Here is a 19656-nt window from a genome sequence, read left to right as displayed (position 1 = left end):
GCGATCCCAGCGCGGGGGGCGGTGTCTCGAACCTCAGTAGAGCAACGGCCTTCTCCAGTCTTGAGTGCCTTCTGGCTCCCCAACGGTAGGACGGTGGCCGACCGGCCCGCAAAGGGTTTTCCCGGGGCCGCTTAGAATCGGGGACATCATGAGCGCCACTCTCGTAGTCAAGGACCTCAGCGCCGGCCACGGCGACCGCACCCTGTTCTCCGACCTGGACCTGGTCGTCGCCCCCGGCGACGTGATCGGGCTGGTCGGGGCGAACGGGGCGGGCAAGTCGACGCTGCTGCGGCTGCTGGCCGGGCTGGACACCCCCGAGGGCGGGTCACTGAAGCTCAGCCCGCCGTCCGCCAACATCGGCCACCTGCCGCAGGAGCCGGACCGCCGCCCGGGCGAGTCGGTGCGCGACTTCCTGGCCCGCCGTACCGGGGTCGCCGCTGCACAGCTCGCGCTGGACGAGGCGACCGAGGGCCTGGTCGAGGGCCGGCCGGGCGCGGACGACGCGTACGCCCTCGGCCTGGACCGCTGGCTGGACCTCGGCGGCGCGGACCTGGAGGAGCGGGCCGAGGAGGTCGCCGACTCGCTCGGGTTGAAGGTGAGCCTGGACCTGCCGATGACGGCGCTCTCCGGCGGCCAGGCGGCCCGGGCCGGTCTCGCCTCGCTGCTGCTCTCCCGCTACGACGTCTTCCTGCTCGACGAGCCCACCAACGACCTGGACCTGGACGGCCTCGAGCGCCTGGAGTCCTTCGTGAAGGGCCTGCGGGCGGGCACCGTGCTGATCAGCCACGACCGCGAGTTCCTGGCCCGTACCGTCACGAAGGTGCTGGAGCTGGACCTCGCGCAGCAGCAGATCCGGATGTACGGCGGCGGCTACGAGTCGTACCTGGAGGAGCGGGCGGTGGCCCGGCGGCACGCCCGCGAGGAGTACGACGAGTACGCCGACACCAAGGCCGGCCTGGAGGCGCGCGCCCGGATGCAGCGCGGCTGGATGGAGCACGGCGTCCGCAACGCGCGCCGCAAGTCCAGCGACAACGACAAGCAGGCCCGTGCGACCCGCGCCGAGTCGACCGAGAAGCAGGCGTCCAAGGCGCGGCAGACCCAGCGCATGATCGAGCGCCTGGACGTGGTCGAGGAGCCGCGCAAGGAGTGGGAGCTGCGGATGGAGATCGCCGCCGCGCCGCGCTCCGGCTCGGTGGTCGCCACCCTGCGCGGCGCTTCGGTGCGGCGCGGGGAGTTCGCGTTCGGGCCGGTGGACCTGCAGATCGACTGGGCGGACCGGGTCGCGATCACCGGCGCCAACGGCGCGGGCAAGTCCACCCTGCTGGCCGCTCTGCTCGGGCGGCTCGAACTGGACGGCGGCAGCGCCGTGTTGGGCTCCGGCGTGGTGGTCGGCGAGGTGGACCAGGCGCGCGGGCTGTTCCTGGGCGGCGAGCCGCTCTCGGCGGCGTTCGAGGCGGCCGTACCCGAGCTGACGGCGGAGGAAGTACGCACGCTGCTGGCCAAGTTCGGGCTCAAGGCGGTCCACGTGATGCGCCCGGCCGGCACCCTCTCGCCCGGCGAGCGGACCCGGGCGGCGCTGGCACTGCTGCAGGCGCGCGGGGTGAACCTGCTGGTGCTGGACGAGCCGACCAACCACCTGGACCTGCCCGCCATCGAGCAGTTGGAGTCAGCGCTCTCCTCGTACACCGGCACCCTGCTGCTGGTGACGCACGACCGGCGGATGCTGGAGGCCGTGACGGTCAACCGGCGGATCGAGGTCGCGGACGGGAAGATCAGCGAGAGCTGAGGCCCCTCACGCGGTGGCCCGAGTGGTCTGGTCCAATCGGGCCATTCCGCCGGGCCGCCGCCATGTGGTGTGCTGCTGAGCATGGTTGACAGTACCCAGAGTGCAGCGGCGTCCCACCCGACGGTCCCGCTGCGCCCCATGACGGTGCCCGCCCACGAGGCCGTGGCCCGCAGCAGGTCCTTCCACGACGTGATGGCCCAGCGCCGGACGGTCCGCGACTACTCGACCCGCCCGATCCCCGAGGAGGTGATCGAGTGGGCGGTCCGGACCGCCTCGACCGCGCCCAGCGGCGCGCATGTCCAGCCCTGGCGGTTCGTGGTGATCACCGACCCGGAGCGCAAGCGGCGGCTGCGCGAGGCGGCCGAGGCCGAGGAGCGCGAGTTCTACGCGCACCGGGCCTCCAAGGAGTGGCTCGCCGCGCTGGCGCCGATCGGGACGGACTGGCGCAAGCCGTTCCTGGAGGACGCCCCCGCCGTGATCGTGGTCTTCGAGGTGCACAAGGGCCCGGACTCGCCCAGGCCTTACTACACGAAGGAGTCGGTCGGCATCTCCGTCGGCCTGCTGCTCGCCGCCCTGCACCACGCGGGCCTGGCCACCCTCACCCACACCCCCAGCCCGATGCGGTTCCTGAACGAGGTGTGCGACCGCCCGGCCGAGGAGCGGGCCGCGTACGTCATCCCGATCGGCTACCCCGCCGAGGACGCCCGGGTGCCCGACCTGCGGCGCAAGGACCTCGACGAGGTACTGGTCCGGCTCTGACCCGGTGCTGACCAGCTTCAGGAAATCGGCTGGTCAGCATGCTGATCGACGACGATAATCCTGTCATGAGTCACGTGGTCCATGAACCTGTCGCCCCTGTCAGCACCTCTCGCCCGCCCGAGGTGATCGCACTCCCGGGCGGCGTCTCCCTGCGCCGCCGCGCGGTGGGGGACGCCCCGGCGCTGAACGCCGCCGTCAACTCCTGCCTCGAACACCTCCGCCCGTGGATGCCCTGGGCCAAGGTCGAATCGACCCTCGGGCACACCGAGCAGATGGTCGAAGCCGGCGTGGCCTCCTGGGACGCGGGAACCGACTTCATGTACCTCGTCACCCTGGACGCCGTTCCGGGCAGCGTGATCGGCGCGTTCGGCCTGCACAGCCGGGCCGGCGAGGGCACGTTGGAGATCGGCTACTGGGTGCACGCCGACCACACCGGCCGGGGCATCGCCACGGCCAGTGCCGACGCGCTGACCGCCGCCGCGCTCGCCCTGCCGGGCATCGAGCGGGTGGAGATCCACTGCGACGAGGCGAACCACCCGAGCTCGGCCGTCCCGCGCAAGCTCGGCTACCGGCTCGACCGGGTGATCGACGCCCCCGTCACCGCACCCGCCGAGACCGGTCGCAAGGAGATCTGGATCGCCGAACTCCCCACAGCCTGACCCGGCCCGGCCCGGCCCGGCCCGGCCGCCCCGGGCTCCCCGTGCTTCGTCCGGGGAGCCCGCCAGCCTGCCCGCCACCGGCCGCCGCCCGGACGGTCCACCTGACAGGATCCAGCCACCCGAACCTTAAGCCCGGCGTAAACCACGCCAGGGTTCTTGACGTGCACAGTTGGTCTAGTCCATTTTGAACTCAGGGCGGCGCAGCCCCGACTGGCGATCTGTCAGCGGCTGCGCCCTGCCCTGCCCTGTTCAGGACCACCCCACAGCCCAGCCACCGGCACACACCCCCACCACCCGTGCCGGGTGGCGTCGGCACGTCCCGGAAGGCACCCCACATGCCACGCGCGCTCAACCGCCACGCCACCCCCCGGCGGGCGAAGCTCATCCCACTGGGCTGCGCCGCCGTCCTCGCGGTCGGCGGTCTGACCTCTCTGGCGGTCAACGCCGACGCGACCGCCACGGACGGCAACCTGATCACCAACCCCGGCTTCGAGACCGGCGCCCTGAGCGGCTGGAGCTGCTCCCCCGGCACCGGATCCGTCGTCAACACCCCGGTGCACTCCGGCTCGTACGCCCTCAAGGGCGCGGTCGGCAGCAGCGACACCGCGCAGTGCACGCAGACCGTGACCGTGCAGCCGAACACCACGTACGCGCTGAGCGCCTGGGTCCAGGGCCAGTACGTCTACCTAGGAGCCACCGGCGCGGGCGTGACCGATCCGGCGGTCTGGACGCCCGGCGGCTCCAACTGGCAGCAGCTGAACGCCAGTTTCACCACCGGTCCGAGCACCACCAGCGTCAGCGTGTACCTGCACGGCTGGTACGGCCAGGGCGCCTACCTCGCCGACGACGTGTCGCTGAGCCTCCCCGGCTCCACTCCCCCGCCCACCTCGCCGCCGCCCACCAGCAGTTCGCCCTCGCCCTCCCCCAGCTCCTCCACCACACCGCCTCCGCCCCCCAACGTGGCCGTCCCGGCGGCCCCTTACGTCGACATGGGCGCCTGGCCGGTGCCCGTGCTCAAGGACATGGCGACCGGCGGCAACCTCAAGTCGTTCACGCTGGCCTTCGTCACCTCGGTCGGCTGCAAGGCCAGCTGGTTCAACGCGTGGGACCCGAGCACCGGTTGGGCCAAGGACCAGGTGGACGCGATCCGGGCGGCCGGCGGTGACGTCAAGATCTCCTTCGGCGGCGAGTCCGGCACCGAACTGGCCGCCGCCTGCAGCACGGTGGACTCGCTGTTCGCCCAGTACGACGCGGTGGTGAACGCCTACAACCTGAAGTACGTCGACTTCGACATCGAAGGCTCGGCCGTCGCCGACAAGGCGTCCAACGACCGCCGCTCCGCCGCGCTCGCCAAGCTGCAGCAGGCCCACCCCGGCCTGAAGGTCTCGCTCACCCTGCCGGTGCTGCCGGAGGGCCTGACCGCCGACGGCCTGAACATCGTCCAGTCCGCACGGGACGCCGGGGTCGTCGTCGACCTGGTCAACGTGATGGCGATGGACTACGGGCGCCCGGGCACCAACTACGGCGACGCGGCCGTCCGGGCCGGCCAGAGCACCCACGACCAGCTCAGGACGCTCTACCCGGCCAAGACCGACGCCCAGCTCTGGGCGATGACCGGCGTCACCCCGATGCTCGGCCAGAACGACGACGGGCAGATCTTCAACCAGGCCGCCGCCCAGGAGTTGGTGAGCTTCGCCCAGCAGCACCACCTCGGCGAGCTGGCCTTCTGGGAGATGACCCGGGACGCCAACGCCTGCATGGGCGCACTGTTCAAGTGCACCAACATCGCGCAGACGCCGTACGAGTTCTCGAAGATCTTCTCGCAGTACACCGGCTGACGCACCGTCAGTTGTTGTCCGCGACCGGCCGGCGGAGCACTCCTCCACCGGCCGGTCGCTGCTCGCCTCGCCGCACCCGAGCCGCTACATCGTCAACGTCACGGCGGTCGAGGGCCGGTTCGCCGTCCGCAACAAGACCGGCGGCCACCCGCACACCAACATGGCCAAGGCCGCGCTCAACATGCTCACCCGCACCAGCGCAGCCGAACTCGCCACCCAAGGCGTGTACATGTGCGCCGTGGACACCGGCTGGATCACCGACGAGAATCCGGCCCCGAAGAAGGCCCGGATCGCCGAGCGCGGCGTCCGCCCGCCGCTCGACATCGTCGACGGAGCCGCCCGGATCTACGACCCCATCGTCCGTGGCGAGGCGGGCGAGCCGCTCTCGGGCGTGTTCCCCAAGGACTACTGGGAAGCAGCCTGGTGAGCCGCCCGGACCGGTAGCGGGCGGCGACGGCCGGCCCGTCCGACTTGGGCTCGACACACCAGCCTGCGACCGGGCGGCCCAGGCGTCGCTCCAATCCGGCGGCCGAGGCGATCATGCAGAACATCCTTCCGGTCACCACTGAGAGTCCCGCTGGGATTACGATCACCCGATGACGGACACCACTGACAGAGCAGGGGAACTCGCGGACCTGGCGGCCCGGTTCCCGGCGTTGCACGCACCCCAGCGTTGGGCCTGGGGCGGGATCGACGCGCAGTTCTCGGCGGAACTGCCGCCGGATCGGCTGATCACCAACATCCACCTGGTGGGGTTCTCCCGGGGGAACGTCGTGCTCTGCCGCGACGTACGCGGGCACTGGTTCCTCCCGGGCGGGACCAGGGAGCAGGACGAGAGCGTCGAGTCGTGCCTCGCACGGGAGTTGCGGGAGGAGGCCGGTGCCCGGCTGACCGGGCCGCCGGTCTGGATCGGGGCACACCGCTGTGTGACGGACAACCCGGTCCCGTACCGGCCGTGGCAGCCGCACCCGGAGAAGGCCTGGCTCTGGGGCTGGGCCGAGGTGACGGTCGACTCGACCCCGACCAACCCCGCCGACGGCGAGCAGGTGGTCGAGGTCCGCGCGATGCCGGCCGAGGAGGCGCAGCGGCTGCTGGCCCGTGGCCGCGAGGACTGGTGGGGCGAACTCATCGCCCTCGCGGTCGAGTCCCGGGCCGAGCGGACATAGGCCGGGGCCCGCACTGTACGGCTCAGGGCAACCACAACAGGGGCGCGGGGAGCTGCGCGACCAGGGCACGGTACGTGCACGGTTGCGCAGCTCCCCGCGCCCCTGCGGGTTACCGGCCGGTGAGGCCCGCGCGACGGAGGGCGTCGGCCATCGCGCTGTTGGCGGCGGCCGGGGCCGGGGGCTGGCTGCGGCGGTCCTGGCGGGGCGGGCGGGCGCCGCGCTCGCTACGGTCACCACGGTCGCTACGGTCACCCTTCGAGCGGGCCTCGGCGTCGGGTCGGGCGACCTCGTCGTCCAGCCGTAGGGTCAGCCCGATCCGCTTGCGCGGTACGTCGACCGCCGTGACCCGGACCCGGACGATGTCGCCGGGCTTGACCACCTCACGCGGATCCTTGACGAAGTTCTTCGACAGCGCCGAGACGTGGACCAACCCGTCCTGGTGGACGCCCACGTCCACGAACGCGCCGAACGCGGCGACGTTGGTGACGACGCCCTCCAGGACCATGCCGACCTCCAGGTCGCCGATCTTGTCGACGCCCTCCTTGAAGGTCGCGGTCTTGAAGGCGGGACGCGGGTCACGGCCGGGCTTGTCCAGCTCGCCGAGGATGTCCCGGACGGTCGGCACGCCGAAGGTGTCGTCCGCGAAGTCGGCCGGGCGCAGGGCGCGGAGCGCGTCCCCGTTGCCGATCAGCGAACGCAGGTCCCCGCCGGTGGCCTTGAGGATGCGCCGCACCACCGGGTACGCCTCCGGGTGGACGCTGGAGCTGTCCAGCGGGTCGTCGCCGCCGGGGATCCGCAGGAAGCCCGCGCACTGCTCGAACGCCTTCGGCCCGAGCCGCGCGACGTCCTTGAGCGCCCGGCGGGTCCGGAACGGCCCGTTGGCGTCGCGGTGCGTGACGATGTTGTCGGCCAACCCGGCGGTGATGCCGGAGACCCGGCAGAGCAGCGGCGCGGAGGCCGTGTTGACGTCCACGCCGACCGCGTTGACGCAGTCCTCGACCACGGCGTCCAGCGAACGGGAGAGCTTCAGTTCGCTCAGGTCGTGCTGGTACTGGCCGACGCCGATCGACTTCGGGTCGATCTTGACCAGCTCGGCCAGCGGGTCCTGCAGCCGGCGCGCGATGGAGACCGCGCCCCGGATGGACACGTTGAGCTCCGGCAGCTCCTGCGAGGCGAACGCGGAGGCGGAGTACACGGACGCGCCCGCTTCCGAGACCATCGCCTTGGTGAGTTTCAACTCCGGGTGACACTTGATCAGGTCCTCGGCGAGCTTGTCGGTCTCCCGCGAGGCCGTCCCGTTGCCGATCGCGATCAGGTCGACGGAGTGCTTGGCGGCCAGCACCGCCAGGGTGGCGATCGAGGCGTCCCACTTGTTGGCGGGCTGGTGCGGGTAGATCGTCTCGTGCGCGACGACCTTGCCGGTGGCGTCCACCACGGCGACCTTGACGCCGGTACGGAAGCCCGGGTCCAGGCCCATGGTGGCGCGGGTGCCGGCGGGCGCGGCGAGCAGCAGGTCGCGCAGGTTGGCGGCGAAGACCCGGACGGCCTCGTCCTCGGCCTCCTGGCGCAGCCGGGTGCGCTGGTCGATGCCGAGCCGGACCAGGATGCGGGTGCGCCAGGCCCAGCGGACGGTGTCGCCGAGCCACTTGTCGGCCGGGCGGCCCCGGTCGGCGATGCCGAAACGGGCGGCGATCCGCTGCTCGTAGTCGCTCGCGCCGGGCAGGTCGCCCTCCTCGGAGCCGTCGAAGGGGGAGAGTTCGAGGTCGAGGATCTCCTCCTTCTCGCCGCGCAGCATCGCCAGGATCCGGTGCGAGGGCAGCTTGGTGTAGGGCTCGGCGAAGTCGAAGTAGTCGGCGAACTTGGCGCCTTCCTGCTCCTTGCCCGCGCGTACGGTGGCGACGACGCGACCACGGGTCCACATCCGCTCGCGCAGAGTGCCGACCAGGTCGGCGTCCTCGCCGAAGCGTTCGACCAGGATGGACCTGGCCCCCTCAAGCGCGGCGGCCTGGTCGGCGACGGACTCGTTCAGGTAGTTCGAGGACACCGCCTGCGGGTCGAGCCCGGGGTCGGCGAGCAGCGCGTCGGCGAGCGGCTCCAGCCCGGCCTCGCGGGCGATCTGGGCCTTGGTGCGGCGCTTGGGCTTGTACGGGAGGTAGATGTCCTCCAGTCGGGCCTTGGAGTCGGCGCCGAGGATCTGGGCGCGCAGCGCGTCGTCCAGTTTGCCCTGGGCCTCGATCGACTCCAGGACGGCCGTCCGCCGCTCCTCCAGCTCGCGCAGGTAGCGCAGCCGCTCCTCCAGGGCGCGCAGCTGGGTGTCGTCGAGCTCGCCGGTTGCCTCCTTGCGGTAACGGGCGATGAAGGGGACGGTCGCGCCGCCGTCGAGCAGGTCGACGGCGGCCTTCACCTGCCCTTCGCGGACGCCCAGCTCATCGGCGATCTTGCGTTCGACTGGCATGGTCACGAAGCCGGCCACCTTCTTCTGGGTTCAGCGTGTTCAGCGGAGCTCGACTCCCGGTCCCCGGCTCGGAGTCATGTTCGGAGTCGAGTTCGGAGTTTCGCCCTGCATTCTGGCAGGTGTCCGGACCGGACGAGGTTCGGTCGTACCCTCCGGGCGGCGTGGCGCGTTGTATGGACGGTGGTGGACCGGCCGGGGACGGCTGGTGACACGTAGCCAGGCAGAGATCATCTGACCTATTTGATCTGATTTGTCTGATATGAGATAGATCACATACTGAAACCTTCTCGTGGAGGCGATGGTGGCTCAGGCCCCGACGCCGGTCACTCAGTGGGGCATCCCACAGGCCGGCCCGTTCCGCTGGACCGACCCCGCCACCTGGCCGCGCGAGGCGCTCGCCCTGACCGGCTACTGGATCGCGAGCCGGCTGGTGATGGTCGGCATGCTCCGCTCCGGCAAGGCCGAACAGGCCATCGAGGTGCACCGCACGTACTTCCACTGGTACGAGATCCTCAGTCAGGGCAGCTACCCGGTCGGCGATGTGACGTGGCAGTACCCGCCCGGGGCGGCCCTCGCCATGCTCGCGCCCGGCCTGCTGCCCTTCCTGACCTACCTTCAGGCGTTCGCCGTCCTGATGCTGACCACCGACGCGATCACCCAGGGCGCCCTGGTCCGGGTCTCGCTGCGCCGCAACGGCGGCGTGCACCGGGGCCGCTCCACCACCGGGGCCTGGATGTGGGCACTGGCCCTGCCGCTGCTGCTCGGCCTGCCCTACGGCCGGTACGACCTGCCGGTCACGGCGCTCGCCATGCTCGCACTGCTGCTGCTGCCGAGCCGCCCACGGACCGGCGGCGTACTGGCCGGGATCGGCGCGATGATCAAGGTCTGGCCGGCCCTGGTCGTCCTCGGCGCCCCGCGCGGGCGGAGCACCCGCCAGGCGTGGACCGCGATGTGCCTGTCGGCGGCGGCCCTGCTGCTCGTCCTGTGCACGCTGTTCCGCGGCGCCTTCGACTTCCTGACGGCCCAGCAGGGCCGGGGCGTGGAGATCGAGTCCCTCGGCGGCAGCGTGCTGCAGGTCGCCCGCCAACTCGGCTGGCCGGGCGAGGTGGACCAGCACTACGGCTCGCTGGAGTTCCTCGGGCCGCACGTGCACGCCATCGCCAGCGTCTCGCTGCTGCTCACCGCGTTCGCCTTCGGCTGGCTGCTGCTGTGGCGGTTCCGGGCCCGGCGCTGGAGCGCGGCGACCCCGTACGACGCCGCCCTGACCTCGGTGCTGATGTTCACCGTGACCAGCCGGGTGATCAGCCCCCAGTACCTGATCTGGCTGATCGGGCTCTCCGCCATCTGCCTGACCGTCCGGGGCTCCTGCCAGCGGCCCACCGCCCTGCTGATCCTGCTCGCGGTCGGCGTCACCACCATCGACTACCCGCTCTTCTTCGACTCGCTGATCCGGGGCGGCTGGTCGGCCACGGCGGTCATCGTGCTGCGCAACGGTCTGCTGCTGGCCGCCTCCGTCAGCTCGGCCGCCCGGCTCTGGCGGGTGACGGTCTCCCCGGTCGCCGCGCTGCAGCCGGCCGCCCACGAAGTGCGGCAGGGGCCGGTCCGGGTCGCATAACGGCTCCCCGGCAGGACCTCCTCCGGAACGAACGTACTGCTGCCCGGCCGCGAGACGTGCTCTCGCGGCCGGGCAGCAGGCGTACCAGCGGGTTCAGGAGACGTTGAGCGCGGTGTCGTCGATGACGAAGCTGGTCTGAGCGCTGCTGGAGTTCTCGGTGCCGGTGAACTTCAGCGTGATGGTCTTGCCCACGTACTGGGACAGGTTGACCGTGTGCTGCGTGTAGCCGGTGTTGGCGTTCAGGTTCGAGGAGGTGGCCAGCGTGGTGGTGGTGCTGCCGCTGATCGCCTGGAGCTTGAGGGTGTCGGCGGCGGTGGTGCCGGTCTTGTCGGTGTCGATGTGCAGCCAGTAGGTGAGGGTGGCGTTGGCGCAGCCGGCCGGGACGGTCACCGTCTGGGCGAGGGTGTCGGTGTGGCTGCTGCCGTAACCGTCCAGCCAGGCGTCGTAGCTGCCGGAGTGGGCGGGCTCGGAGGTCATGTCGCTGTTGATGACACCGCTGGTGGCGGTCCAGGGGGCGGCACTACCGGTCTCGAAGCCGGCGTTGCCGAGCAGCTGCGCGGCCGTGCAGCCACCGCTCACGGGGTTGACCGTCCAGCTGAAGCTCGCACTGCCAGAGACACCGGTGGTGTCCGTGGCCGTGACGCTCACCGTGCTCGTCCCGGCGGCGGTCGGCGTACCCGAGATCAGACCCGACGCCGAGTTGATCGACAGACCCGCCGGAAGACCGGACGCCGAGTAGCTCAGCGTCTGACCACTCGCCGAGTCACTCGCACTGACCTGCAACGACGCAGCCGTACCGACCGTACCCGTCTGAGCACCCGGGTTCGTCACCGTGACGACGTTCGACGCCACCGGGTTGACCGTCCAGCTGAAGCTCGCACTGCCGGTCGGGCCGGTGCTGTCGGTCGCCGTGACCGTCACCGTGCTCGTCCCGGCGGCGGTCGGCGTACCCGAGATCAGACCCGACGCCGGGTCGATCGACAGACCCGCCGGAAGACCGGACGCCGAGTAGCTCAGGGTGCCGGTGGCACTGTCGGCCGCGCTGATCTGGAGCGAGGCGGCGGTGCCGACCGTGCCGGTCTGGCTGCCCGGGTTGGTCACCATGACGGAGCCGGTGGTGCCGGTGTTCCAGGCGTCGGTGATCGACGTCGCGTTGGCGGCGGCGCCGGCGTACGGCAGGCCGTACATGTCCTCGATCGTCCGCAGCACGCCGAAGTGGTCGACGTGCTCGTTGTAGACGCCGGTCTTCACGGGCTGGCCGTTGAAGATGGTGGCGATCTGGTTGGTGGGGCCGCTGCTGTCGTCCTCGTCGAAGGTGGTGATCAGGACGCTGTTGTGCGCCTGGGCCCACTGGACGTAGCTGTCGAGGTGGGCCTTGAGCCAGCTGTCACCGGTGGCGGTGGAACAGTCGTGCATGTCGTCGCAGAGGTTCGGGACGACCCAGGAGACGGTCGGGAGCTTGGTGAAGTCGGTGGGGAACGCCGAGAACGGCTGGTTGTCGGCCGCCGGGACGTTGCTGAAGTTCACCCACGGATTGTGCTTGCGGGCGTAGCCGCTGGTGCCGGCGGTGCAGACCGTCGAGCCGGCCGAGGGGAGGTTCTCCGAGTACCCGGTGAAGGTGAGGCCCTTGGCGATCAGCTGGGCGCCCTCGTTCGGCGTGCTGAAGGTGTGCGGGCAGGAGTCGTCCGTCACGCCCTGGTTGGAGCCGGAGAACAGGTCCAGGTAGTTCGGCTCGCTCGGGTGCTCGATCGCGAAGGAGTTGGTGAAGTTCGCCCCTGAGTTGGCGAGTTGGTTGAAGTACGGCGCGTTGGAGTTGCCGATGATGGAGCCCTCGGAGGTGTTCTCGAAGAGCACCACGACGACGTGGTCCGGCCGGGGCACCGAGGTGCTGGTGGCTGCGACGGTGGTGACGGCGGCGGGCTGGGCCGTCGCGGCGGTGGCGGCGAGGCCGGTCAGTCCGGTCAGGCCGGTCAGAAGTCCCAGGGTGGCGAAGGCTGAGGTCAGGCGTTTCGCGCGCACGGTCTGTCTCCTCGTTCGGGGGAACACGGGTGCTGAGTCGCGGGGCCATCCTTCAGCTATTGAGCATGTCCAGACAAGGTACAGTTTCTGACTTTGCCATGAATTTCCCTCCCTGGAGGGCGAATTGGATCAGCGTCGGATATACGCGCACCATGGACGACGGACATCTGCGGCACGTCATCCGGGGCAACCGAAGGTGACGGCCGATCAGATCGACGGGTGACTGACTAGACTCCCGGACCATGGATCAGACGCTGCTGGAGCAGCTCAGTGCGGGGAAGTACCTGCTCGTCACCACGTACAAGAAGGACGGCACCGGGGTGCCCACCCCCGTCTGGGTGGTCCGGGCCGGTGGGGCACTGGGGATCTGGACGACCGCCGACTCCTGGAAGGTCAAGCGGATCCGCAACCGCGCCGATGTCCTGGTCGGCCCCTGCGACATCCGGGGCAACTCGACGGGTGCTCAGCTCCCCGCCACCGCCGAGATCTGCGACGCCGCGACCACCGCCGAGTACCGCAAGCTGCTGCAGCGCAAATACGGCCTGATCGGTCGGCTGACGCTGCTCGGCAGCCGCCTGCGACGCGGCGAGAGCGGCACGGTCGCGATCCGGATCACGCTCACCGACTGAGCCCCCGGCGCTGATCCACCGTCAGCCCTCGGACGGCAGCAACTCCGCGCACTTGGGCGGACATCCGTCACAGCCGGTGCACCCGACCCGCCCCGCGTACGGCGGGCCGGGCCGGGCACGGTTGAACGTTGTCTGCGACTCTCGCGGTGTCTGCAGCTTTCGCGGTCCGACGTCACGTCAGTACAGACCCTGGGTCAACGCGGCCGTGTCCGGGACCTCGATCACCTCCGGGACGGAGACCGGCATGATGCCGAGGATCTGCTGGACGACGTACTGTGCCGACATCATGGCGCCCTCCTGCCAGCCGGGCAGCGGGGAGATCTGGTCGCCGGTGACATAGAAGGCCTCCCTGCCCTCCGGCTGCAGCAGCTGCTTGTACGCCTGCTTGTGCGATTCCTTGCCCGGCTCCCAGTCGGCGAAGCCGCCCAGCTGGAAGGGCACCTTGTGCCAGGCGATGGTGACGGCCTTGGCGTCGGGCACCAGCTCAGTGTCGTTGAACTCGGGGTGCAGCTCGGCGGCGCCCTGACGGGCCAGCTTGAGTCGGCGGTCCGGGGAGAGCGCGCCGAGCTCGTCGGCCTGCTCCTTGAAGTTGTAGGCGCCGGTCAGTGTGCCCTTGGCGGAGAAGTAGTCGTTCGAGGGGTACCAGAGCTGGGTGATGTTGTGGCTGGTCCAGCTGATGCCCCCGTAGATGCCCTCGGTTTCGATGCTGCTGTCGAGGTTGCCCTCCCAGAAGCGCCGGTTGGCCTGCCAACCCACCTTGCAGGTCTTCTCGAACTTCACCACCTCGAGGGCGTGCTCGAAGGCCCGGGAGAAACCGGTGCGTCTGATGGGCCTGAGGACCGGAACCGGGATGTTGCTCACGCAGTAGCGGGCCTTCTCCTCGGTCTCCTTGCCGTCCTTGACATAGGTGACGCTGACGCGGTCGCCGTCCTCGTCGATGTCGATCCTGGTGACCACGGCCTCCAGCACGATCTGCGCGCCGGCCAGCCGGGCCTCGCGGGCCAGCGCGTCGACGATCTTGTCCATGCCGCCGACCGGCTGGAACATCGTGGCCTGCCAGAGGTAGTCGACCGGTTGGTAGAACCTGGCCTTCCAGAAGCCCGACTTGAGCAGGTCGTCGAACGGGATCGGCGGGGCCGGGACCGGGAAGTCGTTGATCTCCGGCTTGCTCAGGTAGCCCGAGCGGGTGGACCCCCGGTACTTGCCGTCGACGTCCAGGGCGCCGAAGACCCGCAGCAGATCGAGCAGCTCAGCACCGTGGGGGTCCGTGGTGGCCGCGCCTTCGGCGAGCTTCGCGGCGAGGTGGCCACGGGTGTCGTTGGCCACCCGGCGGTTGGGCCAGGCGGCCGCGACGCCGGGCGGACGGACCAGGTTGGCCGTGGTCTCCATGACGTACGGCTCCAGGGCCACCTTGAAGTCACGGCAGTACTTGAGCACCCGGCGGTGGTGGTACGGGATCCGGCCCGGACCGAGGTTGAGGTACATGCCGTCGTCGAACCGGCAGGTGTGGGTGTGCACCTTCTTGCCGGTCCGCTCGTCGAGCTCGTAGAGCTTGTCGCCCTTACGCGCGGTGCGGTTGCGACCCCCGACCCGGTTCTGGGCTTCCAGCACGATGCAGTCGAAGCCGTACAGGCTCAGTTCATAGGCGGCGGTCAGGCCCGCGATGCCGCCGCCGAGGATCAGGATCCTCTCGCCCGGTCGCGGCGGCGGGGCGTAGTCCGGCCCGCCGGCCCAGCCGGTCGCCGCCGGGCCCGCCCCGCCGATCATGGCCTGGTACAGCGCCGTCGCACTGTCGCCCACCGGGGTGGTCACCGGCGTCGGCCGGTCCTGCCCAGGAGTCATCTCGATCCCTCGTCTCACGACGGCCCGGCTTCCGCACCGCCTGCCGCCTGCCGTCCCATGGCCTGTAGGTCCATCAGGCAGCGATCCTTCAGCATGTTCCGTGAGCGAATCAATGGCGCGGTGCTGCTGTTCACCCGTCCGGCCGCGTTACCGCAATTCACGTTGACTCCGACGACAGAGTTGACGACAGAGTTGACGTAAGAGTTGACGACACGTCACTCGGAAATGGGAATACTCGGCAGAGCTTTCAGGCCGGAAAGCGCTCCAGCGTCGGTCGTTTCGCGGGGCGGCCGTCCCCCGACGACTTCCCGGTGACCCGCCGCACCAGCCACGGCCAGACGTGGATCCGCAGCCAACGCAGGTCCGCACGCAACTTCGTCACCCGACCGACGGGGGCGGCCGGCGGCAGCGGCTCGCGCCAGTCGAAGCTGGGCTCGTAGCTGAGCGCCTGCAACACCGCCTCCGCGACGCGACGGTGGCCCTCCGCCGAGAAGTGCAGCCGGTCCTCCGCCCACATCCTCGGGTCGTCGAAGGCCGGTACGTGGAACAGGTCCACCACCGTGACCCCGTCACGCTTGCCCAGTTCACCGACGAACCGCTGCAACCTCAGGGTCTGCGGCAGCAACCGGGCACCGCCGCGCATGCGACGGCTGGGGTCGACGCTGTAGAACAGCACCAACTGCCGTGCCCCCGTGCTCAGCCGCTCCGCGAGTTCGCCCAGCGTCCGCTCCACGTGGTCGAGGTCGCAGCCAGGCCGCATCACGTCGTTCAACCCACCCGCGAGAGTGACCAGCTCACCGCCGAGCGCCACCGCAGCGTCACCCTGCTCGTCGGCGATCTGACCGATCAGCTTGCCCCGCACCGCCAGATTCGCGTACCGGAACTCCGCGCCGCCCCCCGCAGCCGCCAACTCGACGGCCAACCGCTCCGCCACCCGGTCGGCCCAGCCCCGAAAATGGCCGTCCGGCCCCACGAGGTCGCACATACCCTCGGTAAACGAATCACCGAGCGCGACCATGCTGCGGAAAGCGGGAGTCTCATGCATGGTGCAACGATCTCAAAGCCATCCCCTCCAGCACCACCCGGCCCACGGGTGGCGCCGACCAACGGCGAGTCCCGTGCCGGCCTCGCTCTCGCCCGCAGCCTGACCACCCCGATCGACCCCCGGATGGCAGCCTACTGGTCGCTCTCCGCACAACTGCGCCCGGCCGGCGAGCCCGACCTGGGCGCGGCCCACACCTGGCTCACCGACGCGCTCCTCGCTACCGCTCCCGCCGCGTAGCGGCTCCGCCGGCCGGTAACCGGGCGCCCTTGTTGTCACTGATCGCGGGCCTACTGGCGGAACCCTTCAGCGGCTCCGCCGGCCGCCCGGCTGCCTTGACGGTCACCGCCGGGCGCCCCGGCCCGGAGGATGCGGCGGAAGGTGGGGCACTCCAGATGGCTCGGCGCGGGGCAGGCAGCGGTGTGCCGCAGGAAGTCACGTAGGACGCCGAGTTCGCGGATCGTCCGGTCCAGCTCCTCGGCCTTGGCCGCGAACATCTGCCGGTCGATGCGCGGCTGTCCGTCCGGCGCGAACATCCGCCCGATCTCGTCGAGCGAGAAGCCGGCGGCGCGCCCCAGCGCGATCAGCGCCAGCTGTTCCAGCACGCCGGGATCGAACTGACGGCGCAGGCCCCGCCTGCCGCTCGAGGCGATCAGCCCTTTCTCCTCGTAGAACCGCAGCGTCGAGACGGGAACGCCGGCGCGCTGCGCCACCTCGGCGATGTCCAGGTCTGTCATTCTCTTGACCTCAAGTCGACTTGAGGTAGCAGAGTGGCATCTCCACCTCGTGAAGGCAAGCACAGGAGACGATCATGGACGTCACGCACAAGACCGATGACGAACAGACAGCAGCACGCTGGAACGGCCCCGCCGGCCATGCCTGGGTCGAGGCCCAGGCGTTGCTGGACGAGATGTTCAAGCCCCTTGAGGACCTGCTCGTCGAAGCGGTCTCCGCCGAACACGGAGGCCGGGTGCTCGATGTCGGCTGCGGTACGGGCGGCACAGCACTGGCCGTCGCGCGACGGCTGGGCGCGGAGAGCCGCTGCGTCGGCATCGACATCTCCGCTCCGATGATCACCGCCGCCCAGGCACGCGCCGAGCTGGAGGACACGCAGACTCGCTTCATCCTGGGCAACGCGCAGGACCACGCGTTCGAGCCGGCCGCCTTCGACGCCATCATTTCGCGTTTCGGTGTCATGTTCTTCGACGACTCCGTCCGGGCCTTCGCGAACCTGCGGCGCGCCGCTCGGGCCGACGCCGAGATCCGGTTCATCGCTTGGCGCAGCCCGGCGGAGAATCCGTTCATGACGACGGCCGAACGCGCCGCAGCGCCGTTCCTGCCGAACCTCCCCGCCCGCCGGCCGGACGCACCAGGGCAGTTCGCCTTCGCGGACCAGGGCAGGGTCCACCGCATTCTGGAGGAGAGCGGCTGGGCCGGGATCGACATCCAACCGATCGATGCGACCTGCACCCTGCCCGAGAGCGAGCTGGTCCGTTACTTCACCCTGCTCGGCCCGGTCGGCCTGGTGCTGCGCGAGGCCGACGAGCGGACCCGCGCACAGGTCGTCGAAACGGTCCGCGCCGCGTTCGCCCCCTATGTGCACGGCGCGGAAGTCCGCTATACCGCAGCCTGCTGGCTGGTCACCGCCCGCGCTTCGTCCACGTCGGTCACGCCGGAGTAGGCGCCGGAGCACGTGCAGTGCGCAGGGGACCGCGTTCGATAGGCTTAATCAGTACCCGCGAAGCTTGGTGGGACAGTGACAAACGAGCAGCTCAGCGAGCACGAGCAGGGCCTCATCGGCGAGATCGTCGATGGCGAGGTTGAGGCGGCCTTTCGCTGGGGGGTCATCGTGAACCTGGGCCTATCCCGAGTTGGGCTCATCGATGCCCTCTATGTTGACGATGAGGACAACTATCAGCTTGGCGACCGGGTAAGTTGCTATCTGGATTGCTTTGACGAGCAGAAGGATAAGTTCATCCTGAGGCCGCCTAGTCAGATTCCACTTGCTGAGCGATTGAGGCGGGGCGGGGTCAATAGCTGGTGGGAGTAAACCAGGTTCGCAAGGTCGCCTGGATAGCCAACTAGCCGATTCTCGATGGAAATTCAGCAGCCCCACCGGATTTGCTTCCGGTGGGGCTGCTGGGGTGTCTGACGGCAGTAGTTGACGGCAACGTCAGCGGACGGGTGCTGCACAAAGCAGGGCTTCGGCGTAGTTGGCTGACGCCCGGTTTGTGGTGATCTGTTGGCTGGTGGGTGCCCTGAAGGCAGGACAGGCACGGCTTCCAAGATCATGGAGTTCTCGACACCCCGTGACCTGTCTGGAAGACCGTGCCTGCCGACGCAGCATCCCCGATCCCGCCTGCCCTTGACCAGCTACGCGAGCAGTCCGACGCCGCTCCCGGGGAGGTCCCCTGCCTGCTGGAGCGACTGGCCCAGGTACCTGACCCACGCGATCCGCGCGGTGTGCGGTACACGCTGGCCGTCGTCCTCACCCTGACGGCATGCGCGGTACTGGCCGGGGCGACCTCGCTGCTGGCGGTCGGCGAGTGGATCACGGACGCGCCGCCGTACGTGCTGGAACACCTCGGCGTGCACCCCGACCCGCTGCTGCCCAGGCGGCTGGTCCCGGCCGAGGCGACGGTCCGCCGGCTGCTGACCCGCATCGACGGCGACGCCCTGGACCGGGCGGTAGGTGGCTGGCTCGCCGACCGCCGACCGCCGACCAACGAACTCCGGGCTGCGCGCACTGTCTGTGGACGGCAAGAGCCTGCGCGGCGCGGCCAGGGCCGACGGCCGGAAGATCCACCTGCTCGCTGCGGTGGAGCACACCAACGGCCTGGTCCTGGCCCAGCTCGACGTCGGCGAGAAGACCGGCGAGACCACCCGCTTCCAGCCGCTGCTGGACAGCGTCGCGGACCTCGCCGGAATGGTGGTCACCAGCGACGCACTGCACACCCAGCGCGAGCACGCCGCCTACCTCCTCGGCCGCCGGGCCCACTACATCGCGATCGTCAAGGACAACCAGAAGAAGTTGCGCAGACAGCTCAAATCCCTTCCCTGGAAGGACATTCCGCTCCAGGGACGCACCCGGGGAATCGGACACGGCCGTTCCGAGATCCGCCGGATCAAGGTCGCCACCGTCAACAACCTGCTCTTCCCCGGTGCCTGCCAGGCGGTCCAGGTCAAGCGCCGCCGCACCGACCGCAAAACCGGCAAGACCACCATCGCGACCATCTATGCGGTCACCAGCCTGACCGCCGAACAGGCCACTCCCACCCAGCTCGCGCAACTGATCCGGGGCCACTGGAAGATCGAGGCCCTGCACCACGTCCGCGACACGACCTTCGCCGAGGACGCCTCCCAACTGCGAACCGGGAACGCTCCCCGCGCCATGGCGACCTGGCGCAACCTCGCTGTTGGAGCCCTGCGGCTGAGCGGCGTCAGGAACATTGCGGCCGGCCTCCGCCGCAACGCGCGCGACGCACGCCGGCCCCTCGCGCTCCTCGGCCTTGCGTGATCACAAAGCAGATGCCAAGCGACTGCGCCGAAGCTCTGGGCCAAACCCGGTGACACGCGTGTGCCGTACAGGGAGACTGGCGGCGACAGACATATACGAGCAGTCGAAGGCCGAAGGGCAAAGAGTGGCACTGGCGAAGAAGGGTTCCCGCCGGATTGTCGTCGACGGCGTCGAGTACCGCTGGCGAGTGAGCAGGAAACCGTGCTGCGACTACGACGGCATCACCTTGGGTTATGAGGTGACCCCCGGATTGTGGACACAGGGGTTCATGCTGCGAGTGAGAGTTTAGCTGCTGCGTGGTGCTGCTGTTCGAACTCCATCGGGGAGAG

Annotated in this window: 16 protein-coding genes and 2 pseudogenes; 13 read left to right on the top strand and 5 right to left on the bottom strand. The window is 69.9% G+C overall.

Annotation, left to right across the window (positions count from 1 at the left end; all coding sequences use genetic code 11):
• Positions 1–148 precede the first annotated feature (148 nt).
• The 6 genes and pseudogenes from P3T29_RS08175 to P3T29_RS08150 all read left to right on the top strand — a co-directional run bounded on the left by P3T29_RS08175 (position 149) and on the right by P3T29_RS08150 (position 6208).
• Complete coding sequence (locus P3T29_RS08175) at positions 149–1786, top strand: ABC-F family ATP-binding cassette domain-containing protein (RefSeq protein ID WP_280715654.1); 1638 nt, start codon at positions 149–151, stop codon at positions 1784–1786.
• Between the two features lie 81 nt (positions 1787–1867).
• Positions 1868–2545, top strand: a complete 678-nt coding sequence (locus P3T29_RS08170) for a nitroreductase family protein (RefSeq protein WP_280715653.1) — start codon at positions 1868–1870, stop codon at positions 2543–2545.
• 65 nt (positions 2546–2610) lie between these two features.
• Entirely contained in the window at positions 2611–3204 is a 594-nt protein-coding gene (locus P3T29_RS08165) for a GNAT family N-acetyltransferase (RefSeq protein ID WP_280715652.1), read from the top strand.
• Between the two features lie 335 nt (positions 3205–3539).
• On the top strand, positions 3540–5042 hold the full coding sequence (locus tag P3T29_RS08160) for a carbohydrate binding domain-containing protein (protein WP_280715651.1): 1503 nt from the start codon (positions 3540–3542) through the stop codon (positions 5040–5042).
• A gap of 58 nt (positions 5043–5100) precedes the next feature.
• Positions 5101–5469 (top strand): annotated as a pseudogene (locus tag P3T29_RS08155) (short-chain dehydrogenase); the annotation flags it as partial.
• Positions 5470–5638: 169 nt separating this feature from the next.
• The gene (locus P3T29_RS08150; RefSeq protein ID WP_280715650.1) at positions 5639–6208 is read left to right on the top strand and encodes an NUDIX hydrolase; all 570 of its coding nucleotides are present in this window, start codon (positions 5639–5641) and stop codon (positions 6206–6208) included.
• 109 nt (positions 6209–6317) lie between these two features.
• Here the strand turns inward: P3T29_RS08150 and P3T29_RS08145 are convergent, their stop codons facing one another.
• A complete protein-coding gene (locus P3T29_RS08145; RefSeq protein WP_280715775.1) occupies positions 6318–8663 on the bottom strand; it encodes a Tex family protein in 2346 nt (781 codons plus the stop codon).
• A 298-nt stretch (positions 8664–8961) separates the two neighbouring features.
• Here P3T29_RS08145 and P3T29_RS08140 point away from each other — a divergent pair, with 298 nt between their 5' ends.
• Positions 8962–10278 (top strand): glycosyltransferase family 87 protein, encoded by a 1317-nt coding sequence (locus tag P3T29_RS08140; protein WP_280715649.1) that lies wholly within the window; start codon positions 8962–8964, stop codon positions 10276–10278.
• A gap of 93 nt (positions 10279–10371) precedes the next feature.
• Here P3T29_RS08140 and P3T29_RS08135 read toward each other — a convergent pair whose 3' ends face one another.
• Positions 10372–12297, bottom strand: coding sequence for a putative Ig domain-containing protein (locus tag P3T29_RS08135; RefSeq protein WP_280715648.1), 1926 nt, complete (start codon positions 12295–12297; stop codon positions 10372–10374).
• A 242-nt stretch (positions 12298–12539) separates the two neighbouring features.
• Here P3T29_RS08135 and P3T29_RS08130 point away from each other — a divergent pair, with 242 nt between their 5' ends.
• Complete coding sequence (locus P3T29_RS08130) at positions 12540–12926, top strand: PPOX class F420-dependent oxidoreductase (protein WP_280715647.1); 387 nt, start codon at positions 12540–12542, stop codon at positions 12924–12926.
• Between the two features lie 177 nt (positions 12927–13103).
• Here P3T29_RS08130 and P3T29_RS08125 read toward each other — a convergent pair whose 3' ends face one another.
• Together P3T29_RS08125 and P3T29_RS08120 are read right to left on the bottom strand one after the other, a co-directional pair.
• Entirely contained in the window at positions 13104–14768 is a 1665-nt protein-coding gene (locus P3T29_RS08125) for an FAD-dependent oxidoreductase (RefSeq protein WP_280715646.1), read from the bottom strand.
• A gap of 247 nt (positions 14769–15015) precedes the next feature.
• On the bottom strand, positions 15016–15813 hold the full coding sequence (locus P3T29_RS08120; RefSeq protein WP_280715645.1) for an SGNH/GDSL hydrolase family protein: 798 nt from the start codon (positions 15811–15813) through the stop codon (positions 15016–15018).
• Between the two features lie 48 nt (positions 15814–15861).
• Between P3T29_RS08120 and P3T29_RS08115 the strand changes: the two genes are divergently transcribed.
• Complete coding sequence (locus P3T29_RS08115) at positions 15862–16050, top strand: hypothetical protein (protein WP_280715644.1); 189 nt, start codon at positions 15862–15864, stop codon at positions 16048–16050.
• A 50-nt stretch (positions 16051–16100) separates the two neighbouring features.
• Here the strand turns inward: P3T29_RS08115 and P3T29_RS08110 are convergent, their stop codons facing one another.
• On the bottom strand, positions 16101–16547 hold the full coding sequence (locus tag P3T29_RS08110) for a helix-turn-helix domain-containing protein (RefSeq protein ID WP_280715643.1): 447 nt from the start codon (positions 16545–16547) through the stop codon (positions 16101–16103).
• Between the two features lie 74 nt (positions 16548–16621).
• Here P3T29_RS08110 and P3T29_RS08105 point away from each other — a divergent pair, with 74 nt between their 5' ends.
• The 4 genes and pseudogenes from P3T29_RS08105 to P3T29_RS08090 all read left to right on the top strand — a co-directional run bounded on the left by P3T29_RS08105 (position 16622) and on the right by P3T29_RS08090 (position 19327).
• Complete coding sequence (locus tag P3T29_RS08105) at positions 16622–17491, top strand: class I SAM-dependent methyltransferase (protein ID WP_280715642.1); 870 nt, start codon at positions 16622–16624, stop codon at positions 17489–17491.
• A gap of 75 nt (positions 17492–17566) precedes the next feature.
• Positions 17567–17860, top strand: a complete 294-nt coding sequence (locus tag P3T29_RS08100; protein WP_280715641.1) for a hypothetical protein — start codon at positions 17567–17569, stop codon at positions 17858–17860.
• 278 nt (positions 17861–18138) lie between these two features.
• Positions 18139–18453 (top strand): annotated as a pseudogene (locus P3T29_RS32675) (transposase family protein); the annotation flags it as partial.
• A gap of 49 nt (positions 18454–18502) precedes the next feature.
• Positions 18503–19327, top strand: coding sequence for an ISAs1 family transposase (locus tag P3T29_RS08090; protein WP_280715640.1), 825 nt, complete (start codon positions 18503–18505; stop codon positions 19325–19327).
• The last annotated feature ends 329 nt before the right edge of the window (positions 19328–19656 follow it).

The organism is Kitasatospora sp. MAP5-34, from assembly GCF_029894335.1.
GTDB lineage: Bacteria > Actinomycetota > Actinomycetes > Streptomycetales > Streptomycetaceae > Kitasatospora.
This window is presented reverse-complemented; position numbering and strand designations above follow the sequence as displayed.

What these genes read in the sequence shown, in the direction of transcription:
- P3T29_RS08175 (WP_280715654.1), top strand. Translation starts at nt 149, where the DNA reads ATGAGCGCCACTCTCGTAGTCAAGGACCTCAGCGCCGGCCACGGCGAC.
- P3T29_RS08170 (WP_280715653.1), top strand. Translation starts at nt 1,868, where the DNA reads ATGGTTGACAGTACCCAGAGTGCAGCGGCGTCCCACCCGACGGTCCCG.
- P3T29_RS08165 (WP_280715652.1), top strand. Translation starts at nt 2,611, where the DNA reads ATGAGTCACGTGGTCCATGAACCTGTCGCCCCTGTCAGCACCTCTCGC.
- P3T29_RS08160 (WP_280715651.1), top strand. Translation starts at nt 3,540, where the DNA reads ATGCCACGCGCGCTCAACCGCCACGCCACCCCCCGGCGGGCGAAGCTC.
- P3T29_RS08150 (WP_280715650.1), top strand. Translation starts at nt 5,639, where the DNA reads ATGACGGACACCACTGACAGAGCAGGGGAACTCGCGGACCTGGCGGCC.
- P3T29_RS08145 (WP_280715775.1), bottom strand. Translation starts at nt 8,663, where the DNA reads ATGCCAGTCGAACGCAAGATCGCCGATGAGCTGGGCGTCCGCGAAGGG.
- P3T29_RS08140 (WP_280715649.1), top strand. Translation starts at nt 8,962, where the DNA reads ATGGTGGCTCAGGCCCCGACGCCGGTCACTCAGTGGGGCATCCCACAG.
- P3T29_RS08130 (WP_280715647.1), top strand. Translation starts at nt 12,540, where the DNA reads ATGGATCAGACGCTGCTGGAGCAGCTCAGTGCGGGGAAGTACCTGCTC.
- P3T29_RS08125 (WP_280715646.1), bottom strand. Translation starts at nt 14,768, where the DNA reads ATGACTCCTGGGCAGGACCGGCCGACGCCGGTGACCACCCCGGTGGGC.
- P3T29_RS08120 (WP_280715645.1), bottom strand. Translation starts at nt 15,813, where the DNA reads ATGCATGAGACTCCCGCTTTCCGCAGCATGGTCGCGCTCGGTGATTCG.
- P3T29_RS08110 (WP_280715643.1), bottom strand. Translation starts at nt 16,547, where the DNA reads ATGACAGACCTGGACATCGCCGAGGTGGCGCAGCGCGCCGGCGTTCCC.
- P3T29_RS08105 (WP_280715642.1), top strand. Translation starts at nt 16,622, where the DNA reads ATGGACGTCACGCACAAGACCGATGACGAACAGACAGCAGCACGCTGG.